The organism is Synechococcus sp. A15-127, assembly GCF_014280215.1.
Taxonomy (GTDB): Bacteria; Cyanobacteriota; Cyanobacteriia; order PCC-6307; family Cyanobiaceae; genus Parasynechococcus.
The window spans coordinates 2,303,893-2,321,675 of record NZ_CP047948.1; the positions used below are offsets into that span (position 1 = coordinate 2,303,893).

Sequence of the window (17,783 nt, forward strand, 5' to 3'; positions counted from 1 at the left end):
CTCCCATGACGCAGCTGGAAACGCGCACGGAGCCGATGGTGGTGAACTTCGGGCCTCACCACCCCTCCATGCATGGGGTGTTGAGGCTGGTGGTCACCCTCGATGGTGAGGATGTGGTGGATTGTGAGCCGGTGATCGGCTACCTCCACCGGGGCATGGAGAAGATCGCCGAGAACCGCACAAACGTGATGTTCGTGCCTTACGTGAGCCGCATGGACTACGCGGCCGGCATGTTCTACGAGGCAGTGGTGGTCAACGCTCCGGAAAAGCTGGCGGACATCCCGGTGCCGAAGCGTGCCAGTTACATCCGCGTGCTGATGCTGGAGCTGAACCGCATCGCCAACCACCTGCTCTGGCTTGGACCCTTCCTGGCGGACGTGGGAGCCCAGACGCCCTTCTTCTACATCTTCCGGGAGCGGGAGATGATCTACGACCTCTGGGAAGCGGCCACCGGTCAGCGCCTGATCAACAACAACTACTTCCGTATCGGCGGTGTCGCAGCCGATCTCCCCTGGGGATGGCTGGAGAAGTGTCGCGATTTCTGCGACTGGTTCGCACCGAAGATCGACGAATACGAAAAACTCATCACCAACAACCCGATCTTCCGGCGCCGCATCGAAGGGCTCGGCAGGATCGAGGAACAGGACGCCATCAACTGGAGCCTGTCCGGCCCGATGCTGAGGGCTTCCGGTGTGCCCTGGGACCTCCGCAAGGTGGACCACTACGAGTGCTATGACGATTTCGACTGGCAGGTGGCGTGGGAGAAGGAAGGTGATTGCTACGCGCGCTATCGCGTGAGAATCGAGGAGATGCGCCAGTCCCTCAAGATCCTGCGTCAGGCCTGCGACATGATCCCCGGTGGCCCCACCGAAAATCTCGAGGCGCGACGGCTCAACGAAGGCAAGGGGAGCGAGGCCGCAGGCTTCGATTACCAGTACGTCGCCAAGAAAGTGGCGCCCACCTTCAAGATCCCTGACGGTGAGCTCTACACCCGTCTGGAATCAGGAAAAGGGGAGATCGGCATCTTCATCCAGGGCAACAACGATGTCACTCCCTGGCGTTTCAAGATCCGAGCCGCTGACAGCAACAATCTGCAGATCCTTCCCCACATCCTCAAGGGACACAAGGTGGCCGACATCATGGCCATCCTTGGTTCTATCGACGTGATCATGGGATCTGTGGATCGCTGAGTCCTCTGGACATCACGCCCTGGCTGACCCTGGAACGGACGGTTCGCTTCGGCGACACCGATGCTGCTGGTGTGATGCATTTTCACCAGCTGCTGCGTTGGTGTCATGAAAGCTGGGAGGAAAGCCTGCAGGCCTTCGGTCTTGAAGCGGGTGATGTATTCCCCGGCTGCCGCGGCCAGGACAGCTTCCCCGACGTGGCCCTGCCGGTGGTGCACTGCAGCACCGATTTCCTCGGACCGGTCCACGCAGGCGATGGTCTGGTGGTGACGCTCGAGCCCAAGCGACTGGATCCCGGCAGTTTCGAAGTGAGCAGCAACTTTCTGCATGCCGGCTCCAGCGTGGGCCGCGGCCTGCTCCGCCATGTCGCGATCAAGGCGACGACCCGCCGGCGCTGCAACCTGCCGGAGGGCGTCGACCGCTGGCTGGAGGCCTCAGGCCTCGGCCGCATCAACCCGCTCTAGCCAACGCCGCCAGTGATCGCGCTGCCATTTGCCTGCGTCACTCGCTGCAAGATTCGGACAGAGCACCCAGCGACGAGGCCGTTCCGCGGCCATCCAATCAACCGTGACCGCCTGAAGACAGGCCAGCAGGTCCACCTCGGAGCAGCCCACCTGCGGCCGGATCAGCGCCACCAGCCTCGCCCCCCACTCAGCGTCGTCGACGCCCAGCAGCAGTACTGCCGCAAGCGGCAGACGCTGCCTGCGGGCCGCCTCCATCAGACGTTGCTCGAGCTGCTCGGGGAACACCGTCTCGCCGCCGGACTGAACGGCGGAATCGAGCCGTCCGATCAGCTGCAGACCCCCCTCTCCGATGACGGCCCTGTCGCCGGAACTCCACCAGCCGTCGGCATCGGCCAGCGGGGCGATCCGATCCGGTTGATCAGGGCACCAGCAGCCCCAGGCAAGACGGTCCGTTCTGACCTGCAGGCCGCCGGCTTCCGTCAGACGCAGATCCACATCCGGGAGCGGATCACCGCAGCCCGCTGCACCGGCAAGGAAGCGATCCGGGGGAAGCACCGCCACCATCGCGGCCGTCTCCGTGGCGCCGTAACAGGGGGCCAGCCGGATGCCCCGCTCCCTGGCCCGCGCGGCCAGAGATGCCGGCAGCGCAGCGCCGCCCACCCAGATCACAACAAAGCCCTGCAGCCAGGCCTCTCCAGCTGGGTGCGCCATCAGCCTGGCGAGCTGGGTCGGCACCAGCGACAGCAGCCGCACACGCCCCTGCCAGTCCGGCAGGTCGCTGCAATGGCTCATCAACGCTTCGGGGCGCTTCATCAGATCGGGAGCCAGCGGAGCGTGCGGACTTCCCCAGCAGCGGCTGCGCCACCAGGGCATCAACCCGCTGACGTGATGCATCGGCAAGGGATTGAGCGTCAGACAGGCCGCCGGATCAATGCCGATGCTCCGCAGCCAATCCGCCGTGGCGGCAGCGGAGCGATCCAGGTGCGCCGCCGGCTGCAGGCAGAGGCGTCGTCCACCGGTGCTGCCACCGCTGCCGATCACCACTCCAGGCCCCTTCGGCAGCAATCGCTCCGGGACTGGCGGGTCTGACGCAGACCGTCCCAGTTGCAGCCATGCGGACTCCCCGGGACCGCTGAGCAGAGCAGACGCCTCCATCAGGCCGCCGCCTCCCACACCACCTGCGGGTCATCACAGAACAGCGGTCCGGCAGGACACCAGCCTGGAGCCAGCCCCGGGGCCGCCGGGGTCGGACCCTGCATCTGGAGTGCTGCCAGGTGATGCAACCAACGGCGGCCGATCCCTGTTTCAAAAGCGGTGCTCACCATCCGCTGCGGCATGCCCTCCTGCAGATCCCGCAGCAGCAGACGCGGATCGCCATCCACGGCTGGGCGGCGCACCTGCCAGCCTGGCCAGGTCTCCCGCAGCCTGGGATCGCGCATCAGGGACTCGTCCAGCGCCACCGGCCCCTGCTCGGCAAGCGATTCCAGTCCATCTCGATCGTCCGGGGGCAGGGGCTGCTCCAGCCAGGCGAAGCGTGCATCTCCCACCAACGAGCGCATCCAGGCCAGCGCTGTCGTTCGGTCCCAACCGCCGTTGGCGTCCAACCGCAGACGCGCCGTCGACGGAAGGCGTTCCATCAACTGCTCAAGCCAGCGGCGCTCCAGCCCGTCAGCCTCTGCCGCGACCTTCCATTTCAGCGTCAGCGCCCGACGGCGTCCGCGCTGCTCCAGCAGACGATCCAGATGCGGCAGCATCAGGCCTCCGGCCGGCAGCAGCTCAGCCCCTTGCGGTGCCATCAGCCAGCCGCGCCTGGCACGATCTCCGACCAGCCCATCCAGTTCCGCCAGCGCACCACCGAGGCCGAAACCGATGGCGCCGCTGAGTCGTGGCAACAGCGGCTCGAGCGTGTCCCGCGTCAGAGGGCTGGGCAGCGCCTCAAGCTCACGCCGGCAGCGGGGCAGCAGTGCCTGATCGAGCGGGGAGACCTCCCCCCAGCCGATTCGGCCACCACGGCTCTCGAGCCGCAGCAGCCAGCCGGAACGATCACGCAGCACCCCTGCAGCCGTGCGCAGCGGCTGAATCAGCGCAAACCGGAACGGTCGGATCTGCAGCTGAAGGTCCATGGCTTCATCAATAGAGCCTGACCGCCGAGAGGGCCAGTCCCACACTCAGACCAAGACCGTTGAGGGCCTGAAAGCGCAACGCCAGGAATTTGCTGCCGACGATCCGCTCAGGCTGGTCATGGTGCTGATGCAACAGACGGATCAACGCCGTGGCTGCCGGCAGACCGATGCCGGCCAGCAGCACGGTCGGAGGCCACTGCCCCCGCAGGACGGGGATCCATTCCAAGGCCAGGGTGAGGGCCACGAACCATGGGACCAGAGCCGCTGCCCTGGCGCTGCCGAGACGCACCACCGGCGATCGCTTGCCGTGGGCTGCATCCTCCTCCACCTGGTGGAAATGGGAGCAGAAGAGAACGAGCGTGGTCGCCAGCGCCGGCCCCGCGCTGAGGGTCAGGGCGATGCGCCAGGGAATCGCGGCGGTTCCCTCGGGAGCCAGGACCAGCAGGGCAGCCGACGTGGCGAGGGGGCCGAAGGCCAGCCAGCAGAGGGGCTCCCCCAGGCCCCGATACCCCAGACGGAGCGGTGGACCCTGATAGGCGTATCCGATGCCGCAGCACAGCAGCACCAGCGGCAGAACGGCGGGACTGCTGCGCAGAGCCAGCCAGCCCATCAACAGCAGGCCGAGCAGCAGTGCCGTGCTGGAGAGCAGGGCCACCCAGTCGCGACGACCGGTGAGATTGATCACCGAGTGGGGCTTCCCCCGCTCATCGATGCCGGTGTCGGCATCAAAGAGATCGTTGCTGAGGTTCTCCCAGAGCAGCAGCAGGATCGCCGCCAGCAGGAAACCAAGCAGCTGATCCCAGCGCAGGCCAAGACCGGCCCCGAGCCGCCAGCCGGCGGCCAGCAGCACCGGCATGACAGCGACCGAGTACATCGGCCACTTGATCGCTGCCATCCACAGACGACGGCGCTTGTCGTAACGGGATGCGACATCCTGAGGCTCTGGCATGGACTGGACCGCCTCGGTCCGGATGAAGACCCATACATTTGAGCAGTCCCCCTGCACAGCCTTCGCCGCGGATGCCGGCTGACTCACGCTTCTATGACCTGCTGAGTGCTGCCGAGTCCGGATGGAAGGACCGGATCGGCGACGATGGGCTGCTCAGCCTGGCGCTGCCTCTCGACGGCATTGACCCCATGTGGGCGCTGACGGGGGTGGCCGGCGAGCAGACTTTCCGGATGCTCTGGGACAGTGCGCCTGGGCTGAGTCTGGCGGCAGCTGGGCGTTGCCAGCAGCTGGAGTTGGCGGGAAGCCGCCGCTTCGAACTGGCCCAGCGCTTCTCCGATCTGACGCTGGGGCGGCTGGTGGATGGTCGGCCCGACTGCCCGCCCCAGGCCAGACCGCGGGTGCTGCTCAGCTTCAGCTTCTTCGATCAGACCACCGGACATCAGCAGGATCCGATGACGGTGCCCTCGGTCCAGGCGGTGCTGCCCTGCTGGCAACTGAGCCGCCAGGGACGCCGCGGCTGGCTGCGCATCAACGGCGTCGTCACCGATGCCGCCGATGCCCGTCATCTGGCCGAACGGCTCTGGCTGAAGGCAACGGATCTGGAGGAGTCCCGGCCAGCCGATCCCGTGGACAAGGCCGAACCTCTCTGGAGCCGGCATGCCGCACTGCCCTGGCAGGACCAGTACAGCGGTGCACTCCACCGTGCCCTTGAGCTGGTCAACGGCGGCGAACTGCACAAGCTGGTGCTGGCGGTGCGCCAGTCGATCGATCTGACGCAGCCCTTCGATCCGCTGCCTCTGCTGAGCCGCCTGAGGCGGCAGCAGGCGGGCAGCTGCCGGTTTCTGTGGCAGCGGGAAGCCGGGAATGTGTTCTTTGGAGCCTCACCGGAGCGGTTGCTGAGTCTTCGGGGAGGCTGCCTGCGCAGCGATGCGCTGGCCGGAACCGCCGGTCATGGCGATGACGGTCAACAGCTGCTGCAGTCGGACAAGGACCGCAGAGAACATGAACTGGTGGTGGAGACGATCACCGATCAACTTCGCCAGGCGGGCCTGACGCCATGGCGACGGCGTCAGCCTCAGCTGGCACGCCATGGCCGCCTCACCCATCTGCACACACCGATCACGGCGGAGACCGGCGGCCTCTCCGCTCTGGCGCTGGCGGACCAGCTCCACCCGACACCTGCTGTGGCGGGTCTGCCGCGTCGGGAGGCCATGGCCTGGCTACGGACCCTGGAACCGTTCGAACGGGGGGGCTACGCCGCTCCGTTCGGCTGGATCGACAGCGCCGGAGATGCCGAACTGCGTGTGGCCATCCGCTGCGGCCATGCCCGCGGCCAGCGTCTGGATCTCACGGCCGGTGCAGGTTTGGTGCGTGGATCGATCGCTGAGCGGGAACTCCAGGAAGTGGGTCTGAAGCTGGCCGTCCTGGCCGACCAGCTCGACTGGAGCTCCGAAGCTCAGAGCAGTCCACGCAGCCGCTCGATCACCTGATCCGCAAGCGGCTGCTGCATCAGCCGTTCCACCTCGCGGATGCCCGTCGGGCTGGTGACATTGATCTCGCTCAACATGCCGTCAATGACATCGATGCCCACGAAGAAGAGACCTTCCGAGCGCAGGGATGGCGTCAACGCCTCGCAGATGCGACGTTCCCGCTCGCTGAGGACCGTCGCCTCGGCCTGACCGCCCACCGCCAGATTGCTGCGGAACTCACCGGCGCTGGGACGCCGGTTCACCGCTCCAAGCGGCTCTCCGTCCACCAGCAGGATGCGCTTATCGCCCTGCATCACAGCCGGAAGAAACCGCTGTGCCATCACCGGCAGCCGCTCCTGATCGGTGACCAGATCGAGGAGGGCCTTGAGCCCGGGAGCATCGGCCGAAACCCGGATCACACCAAGCCCGGCCCGACCACCGAGAGGTTTGAGGACGACCTCACCCTGCTCCTCCGCGAATCGGGTCAACTCGCTGACACGGCCGGCCACCAGCGTCGGTGCCATCCAGCGACTGAAGCGCAGAGCTCCGAGCTTCTCGTTCCAGGCGCGGAGGGCACTAGGGCGGTTGAGCACGCGCACACCGGCGCGCTCGGCCACCTCCAGAAGATGGGTCGCGTACAAGTAGGCCTCATCCACCGGCGGGTCCTTGCGCATCCAGATCACGTCGAATCCAGACAACGACTGACGCTCCGCAGATCCGACACCGATCCAGGGGTCCGGTGTCACCGGCAGGGCCACAGCCAGGGGCTCATCCCCCCGGGCGATCAGATCCGATGGTGTGCAGGCCCAGATGTCATCGCCCGCCCGCTGGGCCGCCTGCATCAACGCCGCCGTCGAATCCTTCTCCGGACGGACCTGCTGCAGGGGGTCCAGAACGAACAGCTGACGCATGGCTCAGGCGGCGAGCAGAGGATCAAGCTCGCCGGCCCGCTCCAGCGCATGAAGTTCATCGCACCCTCCGATGTGACGGTCATCGATGAAGATCTCGGGCACGCTGCGGTGGCCTCCACTGCGCTCGGCCATCGCATCGCGGGCGGCATTGTCACCGTCGATGGCGTACTCCGTGTACGACACCTGCTTGCTGTCCAGCAGATGCTTTGCCCGAATGCAGAACGGGCAGGTGCGCCACGTGTAGATCTCGACCTTGGCCATGGCTCGAATGACACCGATCTACGGACTCTATGAAGCGAAGGCGCTGGTAGCGTCGATCCCTGATCAAGGACCCGTCCTTGCTGGACCTCACCGACTTCAAGCGCGATCTCTCCGAGCTCACTGACCGCCTGGGCCATGCCCAGGACTGTCTTTGACGTCCCCGCACTGAACGCCAGGCAGAGAGATCTCGAGCAGCTGGCTGCCCAGCCCGACTTCTGGGATGACCAGCAGAACGCCCAGAAGCAGATGCGCAACCTCGACGAGGTAAAAGCGCAGCTGCAGCAACTTCAGAGCTGGCGCGCGTCGATCGAGGACGCTCAGGCCACTCTTGAGCTGTACGACCTTGAGCCCGACGACGACATGCTCGCGGAGGCCCAGCAGGGCCTGGACGGTCTTCGCCTTGGCCTGGACCGCTGGGAGCTGGAGCGCCTGCTCAGTGGTGACTACGACAAGGAGGGCGCTGTTCTCACCATCAATGCCGGCGCCGGTGGCACCGATGCCCAGGACTGGGCTCAGATGCTGCTGCGCATGTACACCCGCTGGGCCGAGGACCACGGCATGAAGGTGACCGTGGACGAACTCTCCGAGGGTGAGGAAGCCGGCATCAAGAGCTGCACGATCGAAGTGGAAGGGCGCTACGCCTACGGCTACCTGCGAAACGAGAAGGGCACCCATCGCCTGGTGCGCATCTCACCGTTCAACGCCAACGACAAGCGCCAGACCAGCTTCGCCGGCATCGAGGTGATGCCCAAGATCGATGAAGAGGTCGACATCGACATCCCCGAAAAGGATCTGGAGGTCACCACCAGTCGTTCCGGCGGGGCTGGCGGACAGAACGTGAACAAGGTGGAAACGGCGGTTCGGATCCTTCACATCCCCACCGGCCTGGCGGTGCGCTGCACCCAGGAACGCTCCCAGCTCCAGAACAAGGAGAAGGCGATGGCGCTGCTCAAGGCCAAGCTGCTGGTGATCGCCCAGGAGCAGCGAGCCGCTGAGATCGCCGACATCCGTGGCGACATCGTGGAAGCGGCCTGGGGCAACCAGATCCGCAACTACGTGTTCCATCCGTATCAGATGGTCAAAGACCTGCGCACCAGTGAGGAGACCAACGATGTGCAGGGTGTGATGGATGGCGCACTCGACCCCTTCATCGATGCCTCCCTGCGGCAGGGTGTTGACCGTCCCGGCGACGATGCCGACAGTTGAATCCGATGGCCACGGAAACCTCGTCACCCCCCAGCTTCACCAAACAGGCAATGCGCAACATGGTGCGCAAGGGTCGTCAGAGCCTGGTGCATTTCGGCCTCACTGCCTTTGGATTCCTCGGGTTCATCGTTCTGGTGGCCTGGCTGGGGCGTCCGACCCTGCCGCACTGACCGGAAGCCAGCCGTGATCTCCCTCGACCTGGCCCTGGATCTCGGACCAGGCCTTCAGACGGGCCTGATTCCCTGGCCTGAACAACTGATCAGCTGGATCGAAGCGGTCCGGACCGATGCCCAGCTGACCTGCCCGGCACCGCTGCGTACCGCCGAGGAGATGAGCCTCGGCCTGCGCTTCACCGATGACAGCACCATCGCCGCACTGAATGAGCACTGGCGGGATCGGGCGGAAAGCACCGATGTGCTCTCCTTCGCAGCGCTGGATCCCAGCGACGGCTGGCCCAACACCCCATGCCTCGAGCTCGGCGACATCGTCGTTTCCGTTGAGACGGCTCAGCGCCAGGCGGAGGAGCAGGGCCACAGCCTGGAGCGCGAACTGCGCTGGCTGGTCAGCCATGGACTGCTGCACCTGCTGGGCTGGGATCATCCGAATGATCAATCCCTGGCGGCGATGCTGGCGCTACAGGAGCATCTCCTGGACATTGGAGGTAGTGTTCAGCCGCGAGGTGAAGGCCTGGTGGTCACCGATCCCCTGCGAGATGCCCACTGACACCCCCATCCCGGTGCCTGAGGAGGTCGCTGCCATGCCTGGTACAGGACAGCGCGGTGTCCGGCGGGGATCCTGGCGCATCGCCGGAGATCTGCCGGCCAGTTTCCGGTACGCGGCTCAGGGCCTGGGTTACTCCTTCGTCAGTCAGCGCAACTTCCGGATCCACGTGATCATCGGCTTGGTGGTCTTCGGTCTCGGAACCTGGCTGCAGCTGGATCTGATCCGGATGGCGGTGCTGGTGCTGACGGTGGCCGCCGTGCTGGTGCTCGAACTGCTGAACACGGCAATCGAGGCCGTGGTCGACCTGGCCATCGGCCGCCGCTACCACCCGCTGGCCCGCATCGCCAAGGACTGTGCCGCCGCTTCCGTGCTGGTGGCTGCGATCAGTTCACTGCTGATCGCCCTGTTCCTGCTGCTTCCCCCCCTGCTGCTCCGTCTGGGGCTCTGATCCCCACCCCCTGAGACGATGCTGCTGGTCATCGACAACTACGACAGTTTCACCTTCAACCTCGTCCAGTACCTGGGGGAGCTCGCTCCGCAGCACCCGATCGCAGCTGACCTGAGGGTGCACCGCAATGACGAACTCGATCTGACGGCGATCCGAGAGCTGCGACCCGACGCGATCCTGCTCTCCCCAGGCCCGGGGGATCCGGACCAGTCCGGCATCTGCCTCGAGATTCTCAGGGAGCTGTCGCCAACGACTCCGACCCTTGGGGTCTGCCTTGGTCACCAGGCCATCGCCCAGGTGCACGGCGGGCGCGTGGTCCGTGCCGTCGAACAGATGCACGGCAAGACGTCCGCCGTTCTGCACCGGGGTGAAGGCGTCTTCGCAGGGCTGCCTCAGCCCCTCACCGCCACCCGCTATCACTCATTGATCGCTGAGCGGGACAGTCTTCCCGAATGCCTTGAAGTGACGGCCTGGCTCGAAGACGGAACGATCATGGGGCTGCGGCATCGAGACCACCCTCACCTGCAGGGCGTGCAGTTCCATCCCGAAAGTGTGCTCACGGAGGCCGGCCATCAGCTGCTGGCCAATTTCCTGCGGGAGGCCGAAGGGCATCGCTGTTAACGTCCTTGGCCACATGTCGTTCCCGATGCCCGTGCTGCGCACCACCCTGATGGCTGCATCCGGACTGGCTCTGGGCCTTCAGGCTTCAGCTCTTGCCGGTACAGGCGTCACCATCAGCAGTTATGGGCAGCGGGCGCTGCTGATCCGAGGAGGAGGGCAGTCCGTGCTGCTGAATCCTTATCGGGCGGTTGGCTGCGCTGCAGGCCTCGGGGAACCACGGGTCAACGCCGGGGTGATTCTGGCCAGTTCCGAACTGGCGGATGAAGGGGCCCGTGGGGTTGCCAGCGGCCGGTTTCTGGTGGCGCCGGGCTCCTATCGCATCGGCGGACTGGTGCTGGAGGGATTCGCCAACCCCCACGACCGCATCGAAGGTCGCCGCTTCGGCGACTCCACTATCTGGCGCTGGCAGCAGGGAGGACTCAACTTTGCCCATCTCGGTGCCACGGCAGGACCACTCAGCGGGGCCGACCGGGTGTTACTCGGACGACCGGATGTGCTGATCATCGGCGTCGGCGGCGGCAGCAAGATCTTCAACGCCGAAGAAGCCAAGGCGGTGGTGAATCAGTTGAACCCCAAGCGCGTGATTCCAGTGCAGTACGTCAACGGCGACGCACCTGAAGGGTGTGATCAAGGGGGTGTGCAGCCGTTCCTCGATGCCATGGGCGGAACCGCAGTGCGCCGTGTCGGCCAGTCGCAGACCCTGCCGGGCAGCCTCGACGACACCACCGTGATCACGGTGATGCAGTAGCTGGAGCCACTCAAACCGACCAAACCGGTCCTTGAGAGATGTATCCCAACTCGGCAAATCCAACTGCATCTGCCTCTAACTCTGAATACCCATAGGCACCAGTGTTGGGATTGAAATATCCAATGAATTGAACATCCCCTTCCATCGGCGGCAGTGCCCGAAAGGCTTTATCAGAATCTGAATACCCGCCGGCCTTCATGATGTCCTTCGCCCGTTGTTTTCCACGCACGATCCGGCTCGTTCCAGTGGCATCGTGGGTCATGGAATAGTACTTTCGACCGCCATCCTTTTTGGACACATTAAAAAAAGAGCTGGGCATCGACACATAACCAGCATCTTCCTCAGAAAGCAATGCGATCGTTTCGCCCAGACTCTTGGAATAGTGGGTGTCAAAAGTGGCGATCGAATCAGCTCGCGTGACCACTTTCTGACCAGTAATCACATCGGCTCGACTGGAAAGCCTTAGGTTCTTAGTCTTGTTCTTCGACTGATCATCGCCAAGAAAGCTCAACCGGGCTCCACCGTATTCATAGGCAGATCCAATGATCTGTCCGTAAGGATCTCCGGCGCCAGTTGCGGTGATCCAGAGTTGATACCCCGTTGCATTAGCGATGCCGCCATGGGCCCGAAATCCAACAGGAAGCTGCTGAACATCTTCCGAGAGATGGGGGATATCTAATGCACCAGCAATGGTGTCGGTGTACTCGACAACATTTCCACCCATGTCGTAAGCAAGCCAGGGGGATGGACTATCGGAGCCGCCAACATCTGTAACATTTGCATTCCCATAGGTCTGACCCGCTGGCGCATACCAAGGCTGCCAGAAAACACCAAAATCATAATTAGAATAGCCTTGATTACCCTTTACAATTGATTCAAGATCCTCAGCCTGAACTTCACCTGTATTGCTGACATTCACTCGAGCAAAAGAGCTGTCAGCAGCCTCCCCCTTTGCTAGATCTTGACTTTTACCTTCCTGGGTAAACAGGGGAATCGGAGCCTCATTACTGACGGTTGGAAAATAGAAGTAGTTCGTTCCGTTTCCCGTCTCCTCGCCCGCATAATAAGCAGCCTTGATCCACTCATCCTGGGAAGGGAAAAACAGACCATCGACATTCTGACGCGCCAGAAATGCATAATTCGAATCACTTAAATCATAAGAACCAGTATCAATCGTCTCAGAAAACTTATAATAACGATCTGTCACGTCAACATCAAATCCGAGAGGGCTCTTTCGCTTGGACCGCTTGTGCCCAACCGCTTCCCCATTAACAAGAGAATTTATAAAATACGCGAATTGAAATCCGTTGATCATCATCACCGGCTTATCCGCCCACACCGGATCAGCCACGGCATAATGCTGGCCATCATCAGCGTGATCTACATATAAAATTTGGCCCTGAAAGGGTCCACCAAGGGATTATTTTTTTCATTCCAAAGCTTGACCTTAGTCCACGGCTGCTTTGGATTCTCACCCTCGGAATCGACAGCATTGAGAAACGCACAATACTGAGCTGCAGTAATTTCAAACTGACCAATATCATACTCGTAGGGAACACCTCCAACGACCTGGTAGTTGAGGAGAAGCTCCGACGTTGTATCTATAGCAATGGGTGCCACTGCTGGTGGATTCACGGGATGAGCTGGAATGGTCTCCTCAGACGGAGGAATGAAACCGCGAATCGCAACTCCTTCATTGCCCGCTTGCTCAACGCTCGCAAAACTAAGCTTGATGTCGTAGTTATTTTTTCCCTGACGCCTCAAGCGTCGCTTTGCCTGGTTGCTCATGACATCATTTCAATTTCTTTAAACTAAAAGCAGCCAAAAAGAACATCGCGGAAGTGCGGAATTGATTCACATCGATGATTAGAAAATCAGCCAAAAGCTTCGGTGAGGCAACTGATGATGACGAAGACAATCAGTTCACTTGTCCGAGCTTGAGCAACCGTGCCGATAGCCCTGCGCGATCGAAACCCGCGACAACACACAACAACACCAGCACCCGTGCTTTCTGGGGATTGAGGCGGCCTGCCGCCAGCAGTCCCAGCCGTTCATCCTCAGGGCACCCATGCACGGGCCCTGATCCACAGCGGTTGGCACGCAGCATCAGCGGCCGCTTCCCTTGCCAAGCCTGAAGCGCCGAACGCTCAGCGGCGGACAACTGGCCGGCACCAGTGCCGGTGAACACCAGGCCTTCAACACCAGCCTCGAGCAACGCCATCAGCACACGAGCATCGGGCTCCACACACCCGTAAAGAATGGCCACCTGCGGCCATTGCTCCGGTAAAGCGAGCCCTGTAAAGGGCACTTGCCGCGATCCGCTCGCCGTTGACAGATGCACGCCAACGTCATCCACCCAGCCCAGCGGTCCGCCGCAGGGACTGGCAAAGGCTCCCACCCCCTGGGTGGCCACCTTGGTGACCCGCTGAGCGCCATGGATCTGGCCATCCATCACCACCAGCACGCCATGGCCATGGGCTTCGGGGCTCAACGCCACCTGCACGCCTTGAAACAGGTTGAGCGGCCCATCGGCACTGAGGGCCGTGGCCGGACGCATCGCTCCCACCAGCACAACGGGCCGAGGATCATCGATCAGCAGTTGAAGCAGCCAGGCCGTTTCCTCCAACGTGTTGGTGCCATGGGTGATCACCACCCCGGCCAGCTCTGGATCTGCCGCAAAGGCATCACGAATGCGCCCCACCAGCGCGCGCCAATGCTCAAACAACAGGTCGGCGCTGTCGACATTGGTGATCTGCACCACTGCGATGTCCGCCAGCCCCTGCAACTGCGGTAGCGCCGCCAGCAGCTCGTCTCCGGCCATGACACCGGCGGTGTAGGCATTGAGCTGGGTCGCCTCAGCAGCACGCCCGGCAATGGTTCCACCGGTGGCCAGCAGCAGCAGACGCGTCACGGGTCGATGGCGAGAAAAGTCTCCAGGAAGCGCTGCATCTGACTGCTGGTGCCGAGGCTGACGCGCAGGGAGCCATCGATCAGCGGTTTGCCAGCCATCGAACGCACCAGGATTCCGGCTGCGCGCAGATCCGCCTCCACCTCGACCGGAGGACGCTTCGGCCAGATCAGCAGGTAGTTTCCGCCGTCGCAGTGATGACGGATTCCTGCAGCCTTCAGACCCTCCAGGGTCAAGGCGCGGGCGCGCAGCACCTCTGCGACGTAGGCATCGACGTAGGACTGATCCGCCAGCGCCGCAAATGCCGCAGCCACAGCCACGCTGTTGACGTCGTACGGACCCGTGACGCGGCTCACCCGGTCGACGACATCGGCATGACCAATGGCAAAGCCGATGCGCAGACCCGCCAGCCCGGCGGTTTTGGCCAGTGAGCGCAACACCAGCAAATTCGGCGTGGCCGAGAAATCAGCGCACGGCAGCACACTGTCGCCGGTGAACGCCTCATACAACTCGTCCACCACCACCAGCGTGGTGGGGGCCCCGGTCGCCAGTTCAAGAATCCGCTGCGGCTCCAGACGTGTTCCCGTGGGGTTGTTGGGGTTGCAGATCAGCAGCAGCCGCGGTGATCGCGCCTCGAGAGCCTCACGAATCATCTCCAGAGGGAAGGAGAACCCCGCACCGTCGTAGGGAATCGCCTCGATCTCCATCCCCTGCATGCGCGCACAGGGGCTGTAGTAGCCGAAGGTGGGAGCCGTGGTCAGCAGACGGTCTCCGGCATCGCCATAGGCCTGGAACACCGCATGAATCGAGGCATCAACGCCGTTGAACACACCAACTTGATGCGGCTGCAGTCCGGCTCGGCAACCGGTCTCCAGCAGGTTGCGGACCACCGCCTCCTGCAGCCCGTCGTACTCGGGATAAACAGCGATCTCCTCGCTGCTGAAACTCCGCAGCACCTGGGCCACCAGCGGGCTGGGACCGATGGTGTTCTCGTTGAAATCCAGTCGAAGGAGATCACGACGTCCTTCCAGAGGTGCGCTGTAGCCCTTCAGGTTTTCAACGGCAGGACGGGCCGCAGGGGCACCGGCCGGCGTGAAGCGGCGCTCGGCTTGACTCACATGCGATCCAGGGTGGCGATGCCCAGCAGTCCGAGCCCCAGTCTGAGGGTGTCAGCGGTCAGGCGGCAGAGGGCCAGGCGAGACGGCAGTGCCTGAGGTGGCGCCTTCAGCACAGACACCTGGTCGTAGAAGCGGTTGAACACCTGGCTGAGCTCGAACAGATAGCTGCACAGACGATTGGGCAGCAACTCCTCCTCCACCTCCGCGATCACCGCATCGAACTTCAGCAGCTCACGCACCAGGGCCCATTCCTGGGGCTCGGTGAACGCCAGCTGAGCCGTGGAGGCATCCAGGTCGCCCCCCTTGCGGGCAATGCCGGCGATGCGCACCACGGCATACAGCAGATACGGCGCCGTGTTGCCCTGCAGCGCCAGCATCCGGTCGAAGGAGAACTGGTAATTGGTGATCCGGTTCTGGCTGAGGTCGGCGTACTTCACCGCCGCCAAACCAACAGTTCCCGCCACATGCTGAATGAACTCCTCCGACTCGCTGCGCTCCTCCTGCTTCAGACGCGAGCGCAGATCGTCCTCAGCCCTCTCCACCGCTTCATCGAGAAGATCCCGCAGACGCACCGTGTCGCCGGATCGGGTCTTGAGCTTCTTGCCGTCCTCCCCCTGAACCAAGCCGAAGGGAACGTGCTCAAGGCGAGCTCCATCGGGGATCCAACCGGCCCGCTCGGCCACCTGGAACACCCCCGCGAAATGGTTCGCCTGGCCGGCATCGGTTACGTAGATGACGCGGCGGGCGCCATCCCCCTCAGGGCCATCACCGAATCGATAGCGGATCGCCGCCAGATCGGTGGTGGCGTAATTGAAGCCGCCATCGCTCTTGCGCACGATCACCGGCAGGGGTTGGCCGTCCTTGCCCTGCACTCCTTCGAGGAACACGCACTGGGCACCGTCATCGGTGACCAGCAAACCCGTGGTCTGGAGGCCATCCAGCACCGCCGGCAGGAACGGGTTGTAAAACGACTCACCTCGCTCGCTCAGGCGGATGTCGAGGCGGTCGTAGATCTTTTGGAATTCACGGCGCGACTGATCGCAGAGCAGTCCCCAGGCCTTCAGCGAGACGGGGTCGCCCCCCTGCAGCTTCACCACCTCGTCCCGGGATGTGGTCTGGAAGGCCGCGTCCTCATCGAACCGCTTCTTGGCCTCGCGGTAAAAGGCCACCAGGTCGCCGAGATCCACGGCGTCCGCTGTCTCCAGCGCTTCGGGAGCCACCTGCTTGAGGTGGGTGATCAGCATCCCGAACTGGGTGCCCCAGTCGCCCACGTGATTGAGGCGCAGCACCGGATGGCCGCGGAACTCCAGCACCCGCGCCAGCGAGTCGCCGATGATCGTGGAGCGCAGGTGCCCCACATGCATCTCCTTGGCGATGTTGGGGCTGGAGAAGTCCACCACCACCGGTGAGGTGTTCTCCGCCGCCGGCACCCCGAGGCGTGCATCCCCGAGCCGGGCAGCCACCTCAGCCGCCAGCCGCTCCGGGCGAAGGGTGAGGTTGATGAAACCAGGTCCGGCGATCTGAGGATCCAGGCAGAGATCGGAGAAGTCGGGGTCGGCCTGGAGCTGCTCCAGGATCGCTGAGGCGATCTGCCGCGGCGCCTGTTTCAGCGGCTTGGCCAGCGGCAGGGCACCGTTGGCCTGGAAATCACCGAATTCCGGCTTGCTGGCAGGCGCCAGCTGCGGATCCAATGGCCCATCGGCTGCGGGGAACGCCCGTGCCATCGCCGCCCGCAGCTGGGCGTCCAGGGTGTGGGACAGGCTGAGCATCCGCGCCGGAACATCCGGCTCCGATCATCCCTCTTCAGGTGAAGCGCATGCTCAGATCGAGCCAGCGGCTGCGGGTGACCGCTGCACTGGTGGAAATCAGATCGATGCCACTGGCCGCATAGGCCTTCAGGTCTTCGGGTTGAACACCAGAGGCCTCCAGCACCACGCCATTCGTCCTGAGCTCTCGCAGACGAGGCACCAGAACGGTGAGCTGCTCTGGGGTGAACTCATCCAGCAGCACGCCATCGGCTCCGGCCTGCACCGCTTCGCAGGCCTGGTGGTCGGTTTCCGCCTCCACGATCACCCGTGTCGGCCAGGGGGCCTGACGCCGCACCGCCGCGATCGCCGCCGTGATGCCCCCCGCCCAGGCGATGTGGTTCTCCTTGAGCATCGCCGCGTCATCCAGCCCCATGCGGTGGTTGATGCCGCCGCCGCAGCGGACGGCGTATTTCTCCAGCAACCGCAGCCCTGGCGTCGTCTTGCGGGTATCGGCCAGCCGCACACCCGTGCCCTGGAGCTGGGCCACCAGCTCAGCGGTAGCCGTGGCGATCCCGGACAGGCGCATGGCCAGGTTCAAGGCCGTGCGCTCGCCAGCCACCAGGGCTTCGGCGGCTCCCTCAAGCTCCAGCAGGCGGGCAGCCGATGAGACGGCAGCCCCCTCCTCCACCAGCAATCGGACACGCACCCCGGGGTGCAGACGCTGGAACAGCCGCTCCACCAGAGGGCCTCCACAGAAACGACCGGGCTGCTTGGCGATCCAGTGCGCCGCTCCCGTCCGGCCACGGAGAGCGGTCGCCGTGAGATCACCGCGACCGATGTCCTCCTCCAGCCACTGATCGAGGGCACGGATGAGTGCCGGAGCCTGCCAGTCCACACCG

20 protein-coding genes are annotated in these 17,783 nt (G+C 63.8%); 9 read left to right on the forward strand and 11 right to left on the reverse strand.

The genetic code is table 11. The features are described 5' to 3' along the window. The first annotated feature begins 5 nt into the window (after positions 1–5). Both SynA15127_RS12310 and SynA15127_RS12315 read left to right on the forward strand, forming a co-directional pair. A complete protein-coding gene (locus tag SynA15127_RS12310) occupies positions 6–1,190 on the forward strand; it encodes an NAD(P)H-quinone oxidoreductase subunit H (protein WP_186484337.1) in 1,185 nt (394 codons plus the stop codon). A gap of 5 nt (positions 1,191–1,195) precedes the next feature. Next, positions 1,196–1,651: a thioesterase family protein gene (locus SynA15127_RS12315; protein ID WP_186485732.1), complete on the forward strand. Its 456-nt coding sequence runs from the start codon at positions 1,196–1,198 to the stop codon at positions 1,649–1,651. On the opposite strand, the gene SynA15127_RS12320 is transcribed toward SynA15127_RS12315, so the two are convergent. From SynA15127_RS12320 to menA, 3 genes are read right to left on the reverse strand one after another with little or no spacing between them, the layout of a single operon-like run. Continuing rightward, positions 1,622–2,824, reverse strand: coding sequence for an AMP-binding protein (locus tag SynA15127_RS12320; protein WP_255475504.1), 1,203 nt, complete (start codon positions 2,822–2,824; stop codon positions 1,622–1,624). The two genes, SynA15127_RS12315 and SynA15127_RS12320, sit on opposite strands and share 30 nt — an antisense overlap. Next, a complete protein-coding gene (locus tag SynA15127_RS12325; protein WP_186484338.1) occupies positions 2,806–3,774 on the reverse strand; it encodes an o-succinylbenzoate synthase in 969 nt (322 codons plus the stop codon). The genes SynA15127_RS12320 and SynA15127_RS12325 overlap by 19 nt, the downstream gene beginning before the upstream one ends. A gap of 7 nt (positions 3,775–3,781) precedes the next feature. Continuing rightward, on the reverse strand, positions 3,782–4,723 hold the full coding sequence (gene menA / locus SynA15127_RS12330; protein WP_043693349.1) for a 2-carboxy-1,4-naphthoquinone phytyltransferase: 942 nt from the start codon (positions 4,721–4,723) through the stop codon (positions 3,782–3,784). Between the two features lie 71 nt (positions 4,724–4,794). Between menA and SynA15127_RS12335 the strand changes: the two genes are divergently transcribed. After that, entirely contained in the window at positions 4,795–6,213 is a 1,419-nt protein-coding gene (locus SynA15127_RS12335; protein WP_186484339.1) for an isochorismate synthase MenF, read from the forward strand. On the opposite strand, the gene gshB is transcribed toward SynA15127_RS12335, so the two are convergent. Further along, positions 6,180–7,103, reverse strand: coding sequence for a glutathione synthase (gene gshB, locus SynA15127_RS12340; protein WP_186484340.1), 924 nt, complete (start codon positions 7,101–7,103; stop codon positions 6,180–6,182). The two genes, SynA15127_RS12335 and gshB, sit on opposite strands and share 34 nt — an antisense overlap. Before the next feature lie 3 nt (positions 7,104–7,106). After that, on the reverse strand, positions 7,107–7,364 hold the full coding sequence (grxC, locus tag SynA15127_RS12345; RefSeq protein WP_186484341.1) for a glutaredoxin 3: 258 nt from the start codon (positions 7,362–7,364) through the stop codon (positions 7,107–7,109). A 77-nt stretch (positions 7,365–7,441) separates the two neighbouring features. Between grxC and prfB the strand changes: the two genes are divergently transcribed. The 6 genes from prfB to SynA15127_RS12375 all read left to right on the forward strand — a co-directional run bounded on the left by prfB (position 7,442) and on the right by SynA15127_RS12375 (position 11,110). Further along, positions 7,442–8,570, forward strand: a protein-coding gene (prfB, locus tag SynA15127_RS12350; protein ID WP_186484342.1) for a peptide chain release factor 2 whose coding sequence is annotated in 2 segments (ribosomal slippage) — positions 7,442–7,516 and positions 7,518–8,570 — 1,128 coding nt in all. Because the reading frame shifts where the segments join, the coding sequence is not laid out codon by codon here. 5 nt (positions 8,571–8,575) lie between these two features. Then, positions 8,576–8,740: a DUF3285 domain-containing protein gene (locus SynA15127_RS12355; RefSeq protein ID WP_071839706.1), complete on the forward strand. Its 165-nt coding sequence runs from the start codon at positions 8,576–8,578 to the stop codon at positions 8,738–8,740. Positions 8,741–8,756: 16 nt separating this feature from the next. Continuing rightward, positions 8,757–9,293: an rRNA maturation RNase YbeY gene (gene ybeY / locus SynA15127_RS12360; protein WP_370594050.1), complete on the forward strand. Its 537-nt coding sequence runs from the start codon at positions 8,757–8,759 to the stop codon at positions 9,291–9,293. A 34-nt stretch (positions 9,294–9,327) separates the two neighbouring features. Beyond that, on the forward strand, positions 9,328–9,741 hold the full coding sequence (locus tag SynA15127_RS12365) for a diacylglycerol kinase family protein (RefSeq protein ID WP_255475667.1): 414 nt from the start codon (positions 9,328–9,330) through the stop codon (positions 9,739–9,741). Between the two features lie 18 nt (positions 9,742–9,759). Continuing rightward, on the forward strand, positions 9,760–10,362 hold the full coding sequence (locus SynA15127_RS12370) for an aminodeoxychorismate/anthranilate synthase component II (protein ID WP_186484344.1): 603 nt from the start codon (positions 9,760–9,762) through the stop codon (positions 10,360–10,362). A 25-nt stretch (positions 10,363–10,387) separates the two neighbouring features. Next, positions 10,388–11,110: an MBL fold metallo-hydrolase gene (locus tag SynA15127_RS12375; protein WP_186484345.1), complete on the forward strand. Its 723-nt coding sequence runs from the start codon at positions 10,388–10,390 to the stop codon at positions 11,108–11,110. Positions 11,111–11,120: 10 nt separating this feature from the next. Here the strand turns inward: SynA15127_RS12375 and SynA15127_RS12380 are convergent, their stop codons facing one another. The 6 genes from SynA15127_RS12380 to nadC form a co-directional block, all read right to left on the reverse strand. Continuing rightward, positions 11,121–12,461, reverse strand: coding sequence for a hypothetical protein (locus tag SynA15127_RS12380; RefSeq protein WP_186484346.1), 1,341 nt, complete (start codon positions 12,459–12,461; stop codon positions 11,121–11,123). A gap of 29 nt (positions 12,462–12,490) precedes the next feature. After that, positions 12,491–12,898 (reverse strand): hypothetical protein, encoded by a 408-nt coding sequence (locus SynA15127_RS12385; protein WP_186484347.1) that lies wholly within the window; start codon positions 12,896–12,898, stop codon positions 12,491–12,493. A gap of 130 nt (positions 12,899–13,028) precedes the next feature. Next, a complete protein-coding gene (locus SynA15127_RS12390) occupies positions 13,029–14,021 on the reverse strand; it encodes an asparaginase (RefSeq protein ID WP_186484348.1) in 993 nt (330 codons plus the stop codon). Beyond that, the gene (locus SynA15127_RS12395; protein ID WP_186484349.1) at positions 14,018–15,136 is read right to left on the reverse strand and encodes a histidinol-phosphate transaminase; all 1,119 of its coding nucleotides are present in this window, start codon (positions 15,134–15,136) and stop codon (positions 14,018–14,020) included. The genes SynA15127_RS12390 and SynA15127_RS12395 overlap by 4 nt, the downstream gene beginning before the upstream one ends. Beyond that, entirely contained in the window at positions 15,133–16,905 is a 1,773-nt protein-coding gene (argS, locus tag SynA15127_RS12400; RefSeq protein WP_186484350.1) for an arginine--tRNA ligase, read from the reverse strand. The genes SynA15127_RS12395 and argS overlap by 4 nt, the downstream gene beginning before the upstream one ends. 34 nt (positions 16,906–16,939) lie before the next feature. Then, a complete protein-coding gene (gene nadC / locus SynA15127_RS12405) occupies positions 16,940–17,779 on the reverse strand; it encodes a carboxylating nicotinate-nucleotide diphosphorylase (protein ID WP_186484351.1) in 840 nt (279 codons plus the stop codon). Positions 17,780–17,783 lie beyond the last annotated feature (4 nt).